Annotated in this window: 17 protein-coding genes; 9 read left to right on the forward strand and 8 right to left on the reverse strand. The window is 69.9% G+C overall.

Annotation, left to right across the window (positions count from 1 at the left end; translation table 11 throughout):
* Positions 1–65: 65 nt before the first annotated feature.
* The 3 genes from ACWDRB_RS07950 (at position 66) to ACWDRB_RS07960 (ending at position 2,657) form a co-directional block, all read left to right on the forward strand.
* Entirely contained in the window at positions 66–839 is a 774-nt protein-coding gene (locus tag ACWDRB_RS07950) for a GNAT family N-acetyltransferase (RefSeq protein WP_449892370.1), read from the forward strand.
* On the forward strand, positions 836–1,936 hold the full coding sequence (menC, locus tag ACWDRB_RS07955; protein ID WP_350727943.1) for an o-succinylbenzoate synthase: 1,101 nt from the start codon (positions 836–838) through the stop codon (positions 1,934–1,936). The genes ACWDRB_RS07950 and menC overlap by 4 nt, the downstream gene beginning before the upstream one ends.
* Positions 1,937–2,063: 127 nt before the next feature.
* Complete coding sequence (locus ACWDRB_RS07960) at positions 2,064–2,657, forward strand: hypothetical protein (protein ID WP_449892371.1); 594 nt, start codon at positions 2,064–2,066, stop codon at positions 2,655–2,657.
* A 130-nt stretch (positions 2,658–2,787) separates the two neighbouring features.
* Here the strand turns inward: ACWDRB_RS07960 and ACWDRB_RS07965 are convergent, their stop codons facing one another.
* Positions 2,788–3,177: a VOC family protein gene (locus tag ACWDRB_RS07965; RefSeq protein WP_449892372.1), complete on the reverse strand. Its 390-nt coding sequence runs from the start codon at positions 3,175–3,177 to the stop codon at positions 2,788–2,790.
* Positions 3,178–3,232: 55 nt separating this feature from the next.
* The gene (locus tag ACWDRB_RS07970) at positions 3,233–3,436 is read right to left on the reverse strand and encodes a hypothetical protein (RefSeq protein WP_449892373.1); all 204 of its coding nucleotides are present in this window, start codon (positions 3,434–3,436) and stop codon (positions 3,233–3,235) included.
* Positions 3,437–3,554: 118 nt separating this feature from the next.
* On the opposite strand from ACWDRB_RS07970, the gene ACWDRB_RS07975 reads away from it, so the two are divergent.
* The gene (locus tag ACWDRB_RS07975; protein WP_449892374.1) at positions 3,555–4,229 is read left to right on the forward strand and encodes a TetR/AcrR family transcriptional regulator; all 675 of its coding nucleotides are present in this window, start codon (positions 3,555–3,557) and stop codon (positions 4,227–4,229) included.
* A 21-nt stretch (positions 4,230–4,250) separates the two neighbouring features.
* Here the strand turns inward: ACWDRB_RS07975 and ACWDRB_RS07980 are convergent, their stop codons facing one another.
* Together ACWDRB_RS07980 and ACWDRB_RS07985 are read right to left on the reverse strand one after the other, a co-directional pair.
* Positions 4,251–5,156, reverse strand: coding sequence for an alpha/beta fold hydrolase (locus tag ACWDRB_RS07980; protein WP_449892375.1), 906 nt, complete (start codon positions 5,154–5,156; stop codon positions 4,251–4,253).
* Between the two features lie 89 nt (positions 5,157–5,245).
* On the reverse strand, positions 5,246–6,076 hold the full coding sequence (locus ACWDRB_RS07985) for an NAD(P)H-binding protein (RefSeq protein WP_449892376.1): 831 nt from the start codon (positions 6,074–6,076) through the stop codon (positions 5,246–5,248).
* Positions 6,077–6,150: 74 nt separating this feature from the next.
* On the opposite strand from ACWDRB_RS07985, the gene ACWDRB_RS07990 reads away from it, so the two are divergent.
* The 3 genes from ACWDRB_RS07990 to ACWDRB_RS08000 all read left to right on the forward strand — a co-directional run bounded on the left by ACWDRB_RS07990 (position 6,151) and on the right by ACWDRB_RS08000 (position 9,395).
* Positions 6,151–7,092: an AraC family transcriptional regulator gene (locus ACWDRB_RS07990; RefSeq protein ID WP_449892377.1), complete on the forward strand. Its 942-nt coding sequence runs from the start codon at positions 6,151–6,153 to the stop codon at positions 7,090–7,092.
* Positions 7,093–7,618: 526 nt separating this feature from the next.
* On the forward strand, positions 7,619–8,830 hold the full coding sequence (locus tag ACWDRB_RS07995) for a cytochrome P450 family protein (RefSeq protein ID WP_449892378.1): 1,212 nt from the start codon (positions 7,619–7,621) through the stop codon (positions 8,828–8,830).
* A 223-nt stretch (positions 8,831–9,053) separates the two neighbouring features.
* Positions 9,054–9,395 carry a VOC family protein gene (locus tag ACWDRB_RS08000; RefSeq protein WP_355196072.1) on the forward strand — a complete coding sequence of 114 codons (342 nt, stop codon included), beginning with the start codon at positions 9,054–9,056 and terminating at the stop codon, positions 9,393–9,395.
* 47 nt (positions 9,396–9,442) lie between these two features.
* Here the strand turns inward: ACWDRB_RS08000 and ACWDRB_RS08005 are convergent, their stop codons facing one another.
* The 4 genes from ACWDRB_RS08005 to ACWDRB_RS08020 all read right to left on the reverse strand — a co-directional run bounded on the left by ACWDRB_RS08005 (position 9,443) and on the right by ACWDRB_RS08020 (position 11,950).
* Entirely contained in the window at positions 9,443–9,595 is a 153-nt protein-coding gene (locus tag ACWDRB_RS08005) for a hypothetical protein (RefSeq protein ID WP_449892379.1), read from the reverse strand.
* Between the two features lie 79 nt (positions 9,596–9,674).
* Positions 9,675–10,121, reverse strand: coding sequence for a hypothetical protein (locus ACWDRB_RS08010; protein WP_449892380.1), 447 nt, complete (start codon positions 10,119–10,121; stop codon positions 9,675–9,677).
* Between the two features lie 293 nt (positions 10,122–10,414).
* Positions 10,415–10,921, reverse strand: coding sequence for a DUF2690 domain-containing protein (locus ACWDRB_RS08015; RefSeq protein WP_449892381.1), 507 nt, complete (start codon positions 10,919–10,921; stop codon positions 10,415–10,417).
* Between the two features lie 474 nt (positions 10,922–11,395).
* Positions 11,396–11,950, reverse strand: coding sequence for an SUKH-4 family immunity protein (locus tag ACWDRB_RS08020; RefSeq protein WP_449892382.1), 555 nt, complete (start codon positions 11,948–11,950; stop codon positions 11,396–11,398).
* Positions 11,951–12,593: 643 nt separating this feature from the next.
* Here ACWDRB_RS08020 and ACWDRB_RS08025 point away from each other — a divergent pair.
* Both ACWDRB_RS08025 and ACWDRB_RS08030 read left to right on the forward strand, forming a co-directional pair.
* Complete coding sequence (locus tag ACWDRB_RS08025) at positions 12,594–13,796, forward strand: MFS transporter (protein WP_449892383.1); 1,203 nt, start codon at positions 12,594–12,596, stop codon at positions 13,794–13,796.
* Complete coding sequence (locus ACWDRB_RS08030; RefSeq protein ID WP_449892384.1) at positions 13,783–14,754, forward strand: serine hydrolase domain-containing protein; 972 nt, start codon at positions 13,783–13,785, stop codon at positions 14,752–14,754. The genes ACWDRB_RS08025 and ACWDRB_RS08030 overlap by 14 nt, the downstream gene beginning before the upstream one ends.
* Positions 14,755–14,804 lie beyond the last annotated feature (50 nt).

The raw sequence follows: 14,804 nt of genomic DNA on the forward strand, positions 1-14,804 counted from the left end.
CGAATCGCGGCGGCCCCGCCATCGAATACCGTCGCCTGGGAACGTCCGAGACGAGGAGCGGCAGGTTGGTCGAGGTCAGGGAGCTCCATGAGATGGCGGAGTTCGAGCAGGTGGATGCGTTGTTCGACGACATCTGGCACTTCGGGACCGGCGCCCCGCCCATCACGATCGAGCTGATGCGGGCCCTGGCGCACGCGGGCGGCTACGTGGCGGGCGCCTTCGAGGGCGGCCGCCTGGTGGGCGGCTCGGTCGGGTTCCTGGCCAGCGGGAACGCCCTGCACTCCCATGTCACGGGGGCGGCGGCCGGGCGCGGCATCGGGTTCGCGCTCAAGCTGCACCAGCGCCGGTGGGCCCTGGAGCGCGGGCTGGAGCGGATCACCTGGACGTACGATCCGCTCATGCGCCGCAACGCCCACTTCAACCTGGCCAAGCTGGGCGCCCGGCCCCGCGAGTACCTGCCCTGCTTCTACGGGGTCATGGACGACGCGATCAACCAGGGCGACGAGTCCGACCGGCTCCTGGCCGTCTGGACGCTGTCCGACCCGCGCGTGGAGGCTGTGGCGCGGCTGGATGCTTTGGCACGACCGTCGGACGGCCCGCCGCCGGACGCCGTGGTGGCGCTCGCCGACGTGGGCGGGCGGCCGGTGGCCGGTCCGGTGGACGCCGGCACGGTGCTGGTGGCCGTGCCTGCGGACATCGCGGGATTGCGCGGCGCCGACCCGGGAACGGCCAAGGCGTGGCGGCACGCCGTACGCGACGTGCTGGGCGGCCTGATGGCCGAGGGCCGCGCGGTCACGGGGTTCTCCGGGAAGTCCTACTACGTAGTGGAGAAAAAGTGAAGATCACTGGAGTTGAGCTGCGGCGGATCGCCATGCCGCTGGTCGCGCCGTTCCGCACGTCGTTCGGCACGGAGACGGCCCGCGACGTCCTGCTGGTCAGGGTGGTGACGCCGGACGCCGAGGGGTGGGGCGAGTGCGTGGCCATGGACGAGCCGCTCTACTCCTCCGAGTACACCGACGGCGCGGCCGAGGTGATCCGGCGCTTCCTGCTGCCCGCGCTGCCGAAGACGCTGGACGTGCACGACGTCGGCCGCGCGCTGGAGCCCATCAAGGGCCACCGGATGGCTAAGGCCGCGCTGGAGACGGCGGTGCTGGACGCACAGCTCAGGACGGCGGGCGAGTCGTTCGCCCGCTTCCTCGGCGCCTCCCGCACGCGGGTGCCGTGCGGAGTGTCGGTCGGCATCATGGACTCCATCCCGCAGCTGCTCGACGCCGTGGGCGGTTACCTCGACGAGGGGTACGTCCGCATCAAGCTCAAGATCGAGCCCGGCTGGGACCTGGAGCCGGTCCGGGCCGTGCGCGAGCGGTTCGGCGACGACGTGCTCCTCCAGGTCGACGCGAACGCCGCCTACTCGCTGAGCGACGCCCGCCGCCTGGCCCGGCTCGACGCGTTCGACCTGCTGCTGATCGAGCAGCCGCTGGCCAACGACGACCTCGTGCAGCACGCCAGGCTGGCCAAGCAGCTCAAGACGCCGATCTGCCTGGACGAGTCGATCGAGTCGGCCGAGCACGCGGCCGCCGCCATCGCGCTCGGCTCCTGCTCGATCGTCAACATCAAGCCCGGCCGGATCGGCGGCTACCTGGAGGCGCGGCGCATCCACGACCTGTGCCGGGCGAACGGCATCGCGGTGTGGTGCGGCGGCATGCTGGAGACCGGCCTCGGCCGGGCGGCGAACGTGGCCCTGGCCGCCCTGCCGGGCTTCACGCTGCCCGGCGACACCTCGGGCTCGCGGCGCTACTACTCCACCGACATCACCCAGCCGTTCGAGCTGTCCGACGGCCACCTGGAGGTGCCCGCGGGGCCGGGCCTGGGCGTGGACCCGATCCCGGAGGTGCTCGACGCGGTGACCACGAGCACGGAGTGGATCACGCTCTGACCCTGGGCGGCACGGCCTGGCAGGTGGTTAATACGAGTCCCCCACGTGGGGGATGTTCACGGACGCTGCGGCGGCGAGCATCGGAACGCGCCACGCGAACACCACCTGCCTGACCGGAGGCCCCCGCATGACCACCACCCTCGGCGGAACACCACGGACCGGACGGCTTCCGGCCATCCTGGCCAAGCTGCACGGCCGGACGGCGGTGGGCGTGCCCCGCTGGGCCGTGTGGGCCGCCTACGCCACCACCTTGACCCCGCTGCCCTCCGGCATCTGGCGGATCGCGGCCTTCATCTTCGGCGCGCCGCTGCTGGAGTTCGGCGGGGCTCCCCCGCCCGGCCACGGGCCGGTGCTGATCGACGGCGAGTGGTGGTACATCGTCACGCTCAGCGTGGTCAGCGAGGCGGCGGCGTTCCTCACCGTCGGACTGATCGCCCGGTGGGGTGAGGTGTGGCCGCGCTGGATCCCCGGGCTGGGCGGCCGCCGGGTGCCGGTCCTGGCGGCCGTCGTCCCCGCCGGCCTGGGTGCGACGGTGCTGCTGGTCTTCCCGTACGCGCTGATCATGTTCGCCTTCGGCCGGATGATCAACGGGAGCCCTTCCGGTCTGATCGTGCACGGCTGGCAGGCGGTCGCCTTCTGGGTCACGTACGCGCCGCTGGCCGCCTGGGGCCCGCTGCTCGCCATCCTGACCGTGCACTACTTCCGGCGACGATCATCCTAGGTGCCTGGCTGGTCGCTCGCGGACTCCTGGGCGGCTCCGGTCGAGCCCGTGCAGCGCGATCTCGTAGCCGCCCCGCGCGACGAAGCCCGGGCCGGTCGAGCAGGAGGCGCGCCGCCTGGCGACGGCGTCCTCAGGCGTTGTCGGGCGTGGCCCATTCGACGAACTGGATGATCACGCCGTTGGGGTCGGTGACCTGGAACAGGCGTTCGCCCCAGGGCTCTTCGCGCAGCGGCATCGTGATCTCGACCCCGGCGTCACGCAGCCGCTTCTCCTGGTCCTGCAGGCCGGTGGCGAGGGTGAGCGCCAGGATCAGGCCCGCCGCGTGCTGATCGCGCTGCTCAGGCGGCAGGACCTGGGTGCCGCGGGCGAGCAGGACGATGTCCACCGCATCGGTACGGGTGAGGGAGACGAAGCCCTCGGCGGCGGCCTGAACGGAGTAGCCCAGGTGAGTGGTGAAGAACGCCTGGGAGGCGGCGATGTCGTCGATCGTGAGCGAGACGGTGGACGCGATGATCTGCAAGAAGGTCTCCCTGTCGGGTCGGAGCCGGGACGGAGGTGTGAGGTGCCGACGCGGGTCAGTAGCCGCGGCGGCGGGGGATGTTGCGGGCGACACGGGGCTCGCGTCGCCCGCGGACGGCACGGTCGGAGGGCAGGTGGCGGAGGTCGCCACCGCGCTTGAGGGGCTGCTCCGGCCGGTGGTGGCCCAGTTGCCCGGTCAGCACATCGGTGCGGTGGATCGCGGGGACGGCCTGCTCGGCGGTGGGGTCAAGGTGGCGCATGGGCACTCTCCTTCGTTCCGGTCGGCGTTCCATGGTCGCAAACTTACGACGGGCGTAAATTTAGCCCAGACAGCTCAGGGGTGTCAACATAAAAATGCTACGGGGGTAATATTCCCCCATGGCTACCCAGACTCCGGCCCAGACCGCCGGCGACCCCACACAGCTCGAGTCGCCCATCGGCCTGCGGGAGGCCAAGAAGCAGGAGACCCGGCAGCTCATCTCCGACCACGCCACCCGGCTGTTCATCGCCCAAGGCTTCGAACAGACCACCATCGCGGAGATCGCCGCCGCCGCCCGCGTCGCCAAGAAGACCGTCACCAACTACTTCGCCCGCAAGGAAGACCTGGCCCTGGACCACCAGGAGGAGTTCACCGCCGCCCTGGCCCAGGCCGTCTCCACCCGGCAGCCCGGGCAATCCGCCCTGACCGCGCTGCGCCGCGCCTTGCAGGACGCCGTCGCCGCCCAGGACGCGGTCGCCGGCTTCTCCGGCGCGGCCTTCGCCCGCATGATCGCCGACAGCCCCACCCTGACCATCTGCCTGCGCGGCCTGCACGACCAGCGCGAACACCGCCTCACCCAAGCCCTCGCCGAGGCCACCGGCACCACTCCCGACGACATCACCGTCCGGACCGCCGCCGGGCTCCTGGGCACCGTTCACCGCATCCTGTTCCAACGCATCCAGGACCTGACCCTGGCCGGACGCTCCAACGACGAGATCGCCCGCACCATCGGCGCGGAAGCCACCCAGGCGTTCGATCTGCTGGAGCCCGCTCTGGCCGACTTCGCCACCTGAACCCGCGGACGCCGGTGAACGTCAGGGTCGCCCACCGGTGTGGGTGGTGATCGTCGCCGCGAGGGACGGCACGACCGCGTGGGGCAGCGCGTGGCCGAGACCGGCCACTGTGACGAGAGTGGCGCCGGGGATGGCGCGCGCCAGCCGGTCGGCGTGCGGCGGCGGGGCGACGGGATCCTCCGGCGCGTCGATCACCAGGGTGGGCACCGAGACGTTCGCGAGCTCGGCCCCGCGTTCCATGCCCGACTGGTCGGCCAGGGCATGGGCGGCGGAGTTGCGCCAAGTGCCGCTGTGGGCGGCGATCCGGCGTTCGAGATCGGCGAACTCCTCGGCGTCGAAGGGCAGGACGCCGCCGTTGAGGACCCTCCAGTGCTCGACGCGCCAGCGCAGCTCCGCCTCCGGGTCGCGCTCCTGTCCGAGCTCCTCCCACAGAGCGAGCAGCCGGGGGTCGGGCCCGGGCAGGTCGTCGTCGGAGATGCCGGGGTCGGGGGCCGCCCCGCCGATCAGCGCGGAGCCGAAGATCGTGACGCTCATCAGCCGGTCCGCATGGTCGAGGAGGAGCAACTGGACCAGGGTGCCGCCCATCGACATCCCGACCACGTGAGCACGTGCGATCCGCAGCGCGTCGAGCACCGCGATCGGGTCGTCGGCCAGCGCCCGGATCGGGTAGGGACGCTCGTGGAAGGCATGGGTGGAGCGTCCGGCGTCACGGTGGTCGTAGCGGACGACGAAGTGGTCGCGGGACAGCAGCTCGACCAACTCGTCGGGCCAGGTCAGCCCGCTCGCGTTGGCTCCCATCACCAGCAGCAGGGCGGGACGCTCCGGATCGCCGGTCGTCTCCACCCAGAGCCGATAACCGTCCGCGACCTCGACGAAGGCCTCAGCGTGGCGAAGTCCGCCGGTCCACGGGTCGGTCGCTCGGGCCATGACTCACTCCTCATGGGTGGGGTTCGAAGCGACGATAGCACGAGACGAAACGTCTCGTCTTGTGTTGTCGAGGCACGCCGGGCCTCGGCTCAGTTGCCCCAGGTTCCCGCGGCGGCGGCCGTCTTGACATAGTCGGCGAAGGAGCGCGGGTCGCGGCCGAGCGCTCGCCGTACACCGTCGCTGACGCGCTCACCGGCGCCGTCGCGGATCCGGCCCAGGAGCTCGGCCGCCAGGTCGGCCGCCTCCGGGGGCACTCCCTGAGCCGTCAGCGCGGCCGTGAACCGGGAGGTCTCCAGCGCCGTGTAGCGGACGGGCCGCCCGGTGACCTCGGAGATCATCTCGGCCGCGGTGCGGAACGACACCGGTTCGGGGCCGGACAGCTCGTAGATCTCGCCCGCGTGGCCATCCTGGACGAGCGCGGCGGTCGCGACGTCGGCGATGTCCTCGGCATCGACGAACGCCTCCCGACCCTCCCCGGCCGGCAGCGCCAGCTCCCCGGACAGGATCGGCTCCAGGAACAGGTCCTCGCCGAAGTTCTGCGCGAACCAGGCCGCGCGCAGGATCGTCCACTCCAGGCCCGTCGCACGCAGGGCCAGCTCGACCGGCTCCTGGTACGGGTCCGCCGCGCCGCCCGCGCCGCGTGCCGACAGCAGCACCACCCGGCGGACGCCGGCCCGGGTCACGGCCGCGAGGAACTCTTCCACGGTGGCGGCCGGCACGGCTTCGCTCATCGGGACGAGGTAGACCGCCCCCGCGCCGTCCAGGGCCGGCCCCCAGGTGTCACGGTCGGCGAAGTCGAATCTGGTGCCGCCGGAGCGGGAGGCCGCGCGGAAGGGATGGCCGAGGCGGTCGAGCCGGGCGACGACGCGGCGGCCGGTCTTACCCCGGGCGCCAAGTACGAGAACAGGTGAATCGGACATGAGGCCAGTACATCGGGTGCCGAGCGAGACACTCCATGGCCATCTATCTCGTACACATGTGAGATCGTCTCATCATGGACCTCTTGGAGGACTATCTCGCGGGTGTACGGGCGGACGGCGCGATCTTCTGCCAGTCGGTCGCCGAGCCGCCGTGGGCGGTGCGGTTCAACGATCCCGCCCCGCTGGCGCTGGGCGCGATGCTGCGGGGCGAGTCCTGGATCGTGCGCGACTGCGCGGCTCCCGTCCGGGTCGGGGAGCGCGGCGTCGTCCTGGTCCGCGGCCTGCGGCCGTTCACCGTGGCCGACCGCCCGGGGACGGAGCCCCAGGTGGTGGTCGACGACGCGGAGACGTGCTGGACGACGGCCGACGGCCCCGCGACGGCCGCGCCCAACCTCGTGCTGGGGCCGCGCACGTACGGGTTCAGCGCCGAAGGCTCCGACCTGTTCGTCACCGCCGAGTATCCGCTGCGTGGCGACGTGTCCGAGCGCCTGCTCAAGGCCCTGCCCGAGGTGGCCGTCATCCCGCCGGAGCCCGAGTTCACGCCGCTGCTGGACCTGCTGGCGGTCGAGATCGGCCGGGAGGAGCCGGGCCAGCAGGTCGTGCTCGACCGGCTCCTGGACCTGCTGCTGGTACGGGCCCTGCGGTCGTGGTTCGCGCGACCCGACGTCGAGGCCCCGCCCGGCTACCGGGCCCTCGCCGACCCGCGGATCGGGCGGGCGCTGCGCCTGATGCACGAACGCCCGGCCCACCCGTGGACGGTCGCGGGCCTGGGCGCGGAGGTGGGGATGTCGCGGGCGGTGTTCGCGCGGCGCTTCGCCGAGCTGGTCGGGCAGCCGCCCCTGCTCTATCTCACGGAGTGGCGGATGACCATCGCCGCCGACCTCCTTCGCACGCCCGGCGCGACTGTCGCCGCCGTGGCCAGGAGGGTCGGGTACGCCGACGGCTTCGCCTTCAGCAACGCCTTCAAACGGGTCCGCGGCATGCCGCCCAGCGACCTGGCCCGTTCCCCGCGATAACCGCCCACGGCAGGGCGTCGCCGTCGGACAGGAACGCTGTCAGGGCCACCGCCACCAGCGGCAACGAGGTCCACGGCAGCACGCCCCTGCTCGCCGACGGCACCGCGGCCCCCTTCGGACAGGCGGCCCAGCGGGATGACGGCACCGCGGTCCACTTCAGACAGGCAGCCCAGCGGGATGACGACCACCGTGCCGTCCTCGACGGTCCAGGCCGCGCCGCCCCGGCCGTCGACCAGGACCACGTGGGCGCCGGGGAGCGTGAACATGCGCCACGCCGCCCATTCCGGACCCACCGCCCTCCACTCCGATGATCCCGGGAAACACCTGGGACCGGATGAGCGAGCTGAGGACCCTCATCCGCTCGGACGACCGGAGCTCCGCCACGGCCTTCCGAGCAGACCTTCACGTTCCGCAATGGCGGAAGCGGCAGAGGTTGAGGGCTCCACAGTGACAACGTTCACGACTTGGCCCGGTCGAACCCAACGCGGAAAGTGAGGGAGACATTCATCCCACAGTGGGGAAATCCATGGCTATTCCTCTCCAGATCCCCGTGCCGTCGGAACGGACGTCCGCGACCCTCCGCCGTTACCTCGACCAGGGCGGGCCGATCTTACGCGTCGAGCTGCCAGGCCAGGTGCCCGCCTGGCTCGTGACCTCGTACGAACTGGTCAATGAGGTCCTGACGAACGACGACACGCTGTTCAGCAAGAACCCGGCGAACTTCACGGCACTGAACGACGGCACCATCCCGGCCGACTGGCCGCTGCGCCAGCTCATCGAGGGAGAGCACCTGCTGACCCAGGACGGCGCGGACCACCGGAGACTGCGGGGACTCATCAACCGGGCCTTCACCCCCGCCCGCGTACAGGGACTGGCCCCGCGCATCCAGCGGATCACCGACGAACTGCTGGACCGGATGGCCGGCCAGAGCGGCGCGGTGGACCTCGTGCGCTTGTTCACCGAGCCGCTGCCGGTCATGGTGATCTGCGAGCTGTTCGGGGTGCCGCAGGGTGAGCAGCAGCAGATCCGCGACTGGAGCCACACTCTGCTGCAGCACACCACCTCGCCGGAGGCGATGCTCGCCGCCAACGCCGGGTTGCTCGGATATCTGGCCGCCTTCATCGAGCGCAAGCGCGACGACCCGGGCGACGATCTCACCACGGGGTTGATACGTGCGCAGGAGGACGACGGCGACCGCCTGTCCGACAGCGAGATGATGTGGATCCTGTGGCTGGTGCTCATCGCCGGTCACGAGACCACGGTTCACCTGCTGGCCAACACGGTCGTCGCGCTGTGCTCGGACCCGGAGCAGTTGGTCTTCGCGCGTGCGAAGAACGTCTGGGAGCAGGTGGTGGAGGAGGCGCTGCGCAGCAGGAACTCGGTGACCAGCGTCATGTTCCGGTATCCGCTGCGGGACGTGCGGCTCGGCGGGGTGACAGTCGGGGCGGGCCAGCCCATCATGGTCGGCATCTCCAGCACCGGGACGGACAGGGCCAGATTCGGCGGGGAGGCGCCGCGGTTCGACGCGGTACGGGAGCCGGACGCGCACCTCGGATTCGGCCGTGGTCCGCACTTCTGCCTGGGGGCGCCGCTGGCCAGGCTCGAGGCACGTATCGCGCTGGCGTCGTTGTTCGGCCGGTTCCCCGATCTCCGGTTGGCGGTCGAGCCCGGCGAGATCCCGTACACCTCGTCACTCATCACCGAGGGTCCCACGACGCTGCCGGTGCTCCTCCGCTAGATGGAGCCACGCCGGCCTCCCCGCACTCTCCAGGGCCCGATCCGCCTCTTCGTGGGAGATGCCCGGCATGGCACCATCGACGTGGAATGGGGGTCCCTGGTCTCGCACCGCGGCCGGGGAACCGGGCGGCTTTGAGTCAGATCATCGCGAGGCGGACGACGATGAGTTTCCGACGCTGCCGAAGTCAGTACCGGCGACCCATCGACGACGTAGGGATGACCACATGACGCTCGATCTGTTCGCAGGCGTACCCGTCACCGACTATGCCGCGGCACTGCCGTGGTACGAGCAGTTCTTCGGTGGGCCGCCATCGTTCCTGCCGAACGACATCGAGGCGGTGTGGGAGGTGGCCGAACACCGGTACGTCTACATCGTGCAAGATCCACAACGGGCAGGGAACGCGCTGGTGCTGTCGTTCGTCGACGACCTCGACGGACGGGTAGCCGAGATCGCCCGGCGAGGCATCGAGCCCGCGAAGCGCGAGAGGTACGACGGTGGCGCGACCAAGGTGACCTACCGGGACACGGACGGCAATGAGATCAGCTTCGGCGGCGGCCCGAGCTGACGCCACCCTCTGAGGACATCGATGGCGGTCGCGCGGGTGCGAGCGACTCACGCGGCGCCGGCACTGGTCCCGGTACAGCTGCAGGGGTTGAGCGACTGCTCGCTCAGCAACTGGGAGATCCGCTCCTGCCTCGTCGCATGGACGTCGTCGAACTCCGAGACAGGAGTGGCGTCGACGCTCACCCGGATCCTGGCGATCATGGCGCGGTATTCGAACCTGACGCGCCCCTTGCGCGGTGCGGCTGACCGCGCAAGGGGCGCGTCGAGGAGGGCGACTGGACTATCGCACCTTGCAGTACCTGTTCTTGTGGCCGCGAAGGACCTTCCAGACGGTGTAGCCGCTGTTGGAGAACTTCTTGTTCCCCTTGGTCCGGCCATTGGTGTCCAGCGGTCTGCACCAGTACTGCCAGTGGTCGACGCGGTAATTGCGGCTCACCACCGCCGCAGTGATCTTCTTACCCTTCTTGCAGTGGTTGTTGAAGTAGATCTTGGTGGTCGCGTTGCCCTTCTCCCAGCTGAAGTTCACCTTCCTCTTGCCACCCAGGCCCTTGCCGCACCTGATGCTGGCCTCCGCCAGGATCATCGCGGTGTTGTCGGCCGTGGCGGCGGAGGCGGACCGGGCCGCGGCGGTGGCAGGCGCGGGAGCGGCCTGGGCCGCCGGACCGGCCAGCATGGTCGCTCCGAAAACGGCAGCGACGGTAGTGCCAATGAGCTGGAACGTGCGCATGGATTTCCTCCTTGCTGTCTGAGGGTTGATACGGGGTTTCCGGGTCGGCGAAAGCCGGCAGTTGCGCGGAGGCCCTTCATGGGCGACCTGCAGGCGCAGCCGCGCGCCCCAACCACGTGCGGGGAGCTGCGCAACCCACGTCATCGTCGCGTCGGGCGAGGCGGTTGACGGGGGCGTCGTTGAACACAGCGCCGATCGTGGTGATCCTGTCCCCGCTGATCACGTCGGCGTGGGGCAGAGCCGGTCCGTCGGCCTCGCCGGGACCCGCGCGCCACGCGGAGCGCCCGCGTGTCTCAGTCGCAGGCCTTGGCTGTGATGCCGCTGCCCTTGTTGGCGCGGCCCACCCCGGCCGTCACCGTGCCCGTGGCCTTGGCGCAGATGCCGCTGGGGGCGTAGATCATGTTGCCCCAGTGGTGCCCGCCGTTCCCGGGCCGGTAGGTGAAGGATCTGCTCTTGGTGCCGGTGTAGACCGTGATGGTGCCGGAAGCGCCCGCGGCGACCGACACCTCGCCCCAGTTGGTGCCGCACTGGCGGGAGTAGAACAGCCGGATCGTGCCCAGGCGGTCTCCGACCTCGTTCCTGAGCGAGGCCTTCTTCCCGGTGTTGACCCTGGAGCGGGCGCACCCGCTGCTGTACGGATCCTTTCCGTCGTACGGGTGAGCGCTCGCCGACCCTGCGGTCCTCGCGGCAGGGAGGGAGGCGGCTTGGGCCGCACCGTTCATCAGACCGGTGGTCAGGAGACCACTGGCCAGGGCGGCGCTCGTGCCGAAGACGGCCATCGTCTTGGTGATCGACGTCATGGTGCCGTGACTCATAAAGCGACGGCGGGCCTGCTTGTCAGACTGCATCGCCCGGCCCGTTGTTCCGCCGTTTGGGCGTCTGGCCTTTCGAGATCCACCCTTGCAACAGTGCGGCTCGCCGGTCTGTGTCGAAGTGCACACTGGCGCAACTTCTTTGGACAGGCCGAAAACGGGCTGATGGCCGGCACTGGGGACGTCGGTACGCATCCATGGGGCGACCTTGCCGCAGCCGGAGTTCTCGGCCCTGCCAGTCCATGGCCCCGGTAGCGCGGGTCGGTGCGCGGAACGAGCCGGCCGACTGAGAGGTGATCCACCATCGGTGGTTCAACGGGCAGGCGGCAGCGAACGCCAGCAGGATTGGGCCTTTCCTGATGACGCGGGGTCAGTTGGCGGGTTCGACTGTGACGCTGTCGCCGAGGGTTTGGAGTCGGCGGATGTGGCGGCGTTTCTCGCGCTCGGCTTGCGCAACGCCTCTCAGAAACCCATGGATCGGAACGACCCCATCACTACGCTCCGCCAGAATGCTCGGGCCGGTTTCATGACCTCGCTGTCGATTTCACGAAACCGGCGCATGAGGTCATTCGATGCCTGCCGGGTCTCCGCTCCCCCGGTCGGCCAGGACTCTTCCTCCGCGCTGTTCAGCTTCTCCTGGATGAGGACCATGAACTCGACGAACTTGTCGAGCGCTGAACTTATCGTGCGGAGCGTGCCGTCGTTCCAGCTCGCCACCTCTCCGCTCTGTCCGTTCAGGACAAGGGTTCCGGCGCCGCTGCCCAAGAAGATGAAGTCTCCAACCTCCCGCCGCAGGCTTGAATTCGGATCCTGCACCTCGTCGGAGATGAGCGTCGGACCGTCACTGAAATCGGTGAAGGTGAGGTAACCACCGATCCGCTCGGGGATCCCGATCGCGCTGATCACCCGCCTGGCCGTTTCGTCCGTCACGCGCCCGGCGAGCGAACTGGGCGGCGATGTGGTCACCTCCAGCCCTAGCACATCGAACGTGGACACGAGCCTTTCGCGGTCAAGCATCGGGGAAACGACTCCTCAGGATTGATCGGTGACCGGGTATGGACTTCTGGCCGCGAATCCTGATCATCTCGCAGATGAGCCGGCTTACTGATCATGAGAGCAGTGGCGAAGCGCCGCGCCGGGAGTTGAGCGGATTGGGTCTGTCAGCGCCCGTGCCCAGTCGCTCGAGTGCCGTTTGCGCTGGCTCACCCGGTCATCTCAGCACACGTGCGCCTACCGACAGGTGGTAACGACGGTCTGTGGTCGCCGGCGAAGACGGCCGGCTGGATGCCGTTCTCCGGGCAGACCAGGAGGTCCAGCGCATCCAGTTCCCCAGCCGTGGACGCCATCCGCCTCGGCCACCTCGTGAACGAAATCGGCGATGTCGCAGGCAGCCACCGCTTCGCGCTGGGCCCGTCTGACGAGCCGGATCGCGATGGCGCAGACGCGATGCCAGTCGCCGTGATATCAGCAGCGCCCGCGACGGGGGACGAGCTGGCGCAATAGACGGAGCGGCCATTCGATTCCTGCGGGTATGCACGCATCGGCCCGGAACGGGAGAGGGCGAGGCACGGCATGGTGTGGTCTGAAACCTGCCGGTATCCGCTCCCCCATCACTGCTTGGCTGGTTCCCCAACCCCACGGTCCCAACCCGAACGGAACCATGTCCACGATCATCCAAGCCCGGCCACGCTCACCGCTCATCAGCTGGCTGGCGGTCACCTCGCTCACGCTGGGCATCTTCGCCATCGTCACCAGCGAGATCCTGCCCATCGGCCTGCTGACCGACATCGGCGCCGACTTCGGCATCTCCGATGGCATCACCGGGCTGACCATGACCCTGCCCGGCATCGTCGCCGCCGTCGCCGCACCCGCCGTCACGCTGGCCACCGCCCGCCTGGATCGCCGGGTGATGCTGTGCGCGCTCATGGCGGTGCTCGCGGTCGCCGACGTCCTGGCGGCGGTGGCGACCTCGTACTGGATCATGCTGGTGTCCAGGGTGCTGGTCGGCCTCACCATCGGCGGCTTCTGGTCGATCGGGGCCGGGCTGTCCGCCCGCCTCGTACCGCCGCGCTCGGTCGGCACCGCCACCGCGCTGATCTTCTCCGCCGTCCCCCTGGGCTCGGTGCTCGGCGTGCCGGCCGGCACCTTCATCGGCCAGCTCGCCGGCTGGCGAACCGCCTTCCTCGTCCTGGCCGCGCTGTCGGTCGTCGTACTGATCGCCCTGCTGATGCTGTTGCCGCCGCTCCCCGCCCACGAGGTCACCAGCGGCCGCGTCCTGCTCGGCCTCCTGCGCGAACGGGGCACCAGGATCGCCCTGCTGGCCACGTTCCTCATCGTCCTGGCGCACTTCGGCACCTACACGTACGTCACCCCCTTCCTCCAGAACGTCACCCAACTGGACCCGGCCGCCATCAGCGCCACGCTCCTGGCGTACGGCATCGCCGGGACGGCCGGGAACTTCCTGGCGAGCAAGGCGGTCGCGACCGCCCCCCGAGCCGCCTTCCTGACCTGCGGCGGCCTGATCGCCCTGGCCACGCTGCTGCTGCCCGTGGCCGGCACCTCCACCGCCGGGGCCGTCGCGCTGGTGGTCTTGTGGGGGCTGGCCTACGGGGGCGTCCCGGTCTGCTCCCAGGCCTGGTTCATGAACGCCGCGCCGGGGACGCCGGAGGCCGCCACGGTCGTCTTCACCTCCTCCTTCCAGGCGACGTTCGCCCTCGGAGCGCTGGCCGGCGGTCAGGTCGTGGACGCCTTCTCGGTCTCCACGGCGATGATCTGCGGCGGTCTGACCGCCCTCCTCATGGCCGCATCCCTGTGGTCGCTCACCAGACCCCTCCGCAGGGATTACTTCCGTGCCGCATCCTGAGAAGCGAATAGAAGCCATGATCGCCGAAGCCGGATACCGAAAGGACGAGCCGATCGTGGTCGGGCTACAGCGACGCGACAATGCGCCGGCTTTTCACGCGCAAGGGCTGACAGCAAGGCGCGAGACGCTGTCCGACACCACGACGATCTACGCAGCCTCCCTCTCCAAACAAATCACCGCCGCATGCGTGGCGTTGCTCGTCCAAGAGGGTGCGCTGGACCTCGAGTCCGCTCTATCGCGCTGGCTGCCCCAGCTGCCTTCATGGGCCGATGACATCCGCCTCCGGCAGCTTCTCCATCACACCGCGGCTTTACCCGCCGATCGTGACATCGACGCCAAAATGGCCGGCGATGCCAACCGGACCAGCCAAGGAGTCATTCAGGCTCTCACCCGATTTCCCGCCCTCCCCGGCAGACCGGGCGGCGATTACGCCTATTCGAACGCGGGATATGTCTGCCTCGCCGCTGCCGCGGCACGAGCGGCCGGTCAACCGATTCCGGACTTCGCGCGGGACCGGCTTTTCGCCCCGCTGTCGATGAGCGACACGCTTTTCTGGGCCGGACCTGCTCCCGCGCCTCCCAATGCGGCCCCGCTGACCCCTGAGCATCCGGCGCCGCTGTCCCTGGGTGACGGTGGCGTGTGGACCACCGCCGGCGATCTGCTGCGATGGAGCCAGGCGCTCAATGCCGATGAGCTCGGCCTCTCCGCCCTCATGCACACCCCGGGCCGCCTCGATGACGGGACACCGATCGACTACGCCTGGGGCATCGGCGTCCGCTCGCACGCCGGGCACCGCGTCTACCGGCATGGGGGCGGCTGGCCGGGACTGCGGGCCATGCAGGCCCGGCTGCCCGACCTGGGCTGGAGCATCGTGTTCCTCGCGATCGCCGACGACACCGAACGTCGGACGGTGCTGCTCAATCTGCTTCTCGACGCGGTGGTGACAGAAGGCGAATAGCCGGATCCGGCTGTCCATCAGGGCTTTTTTCGGAGGGCTTCCGCCTGGCA

The organism is Nonomuraea sp. NPDC003707, from assembly GCF_053587055.1.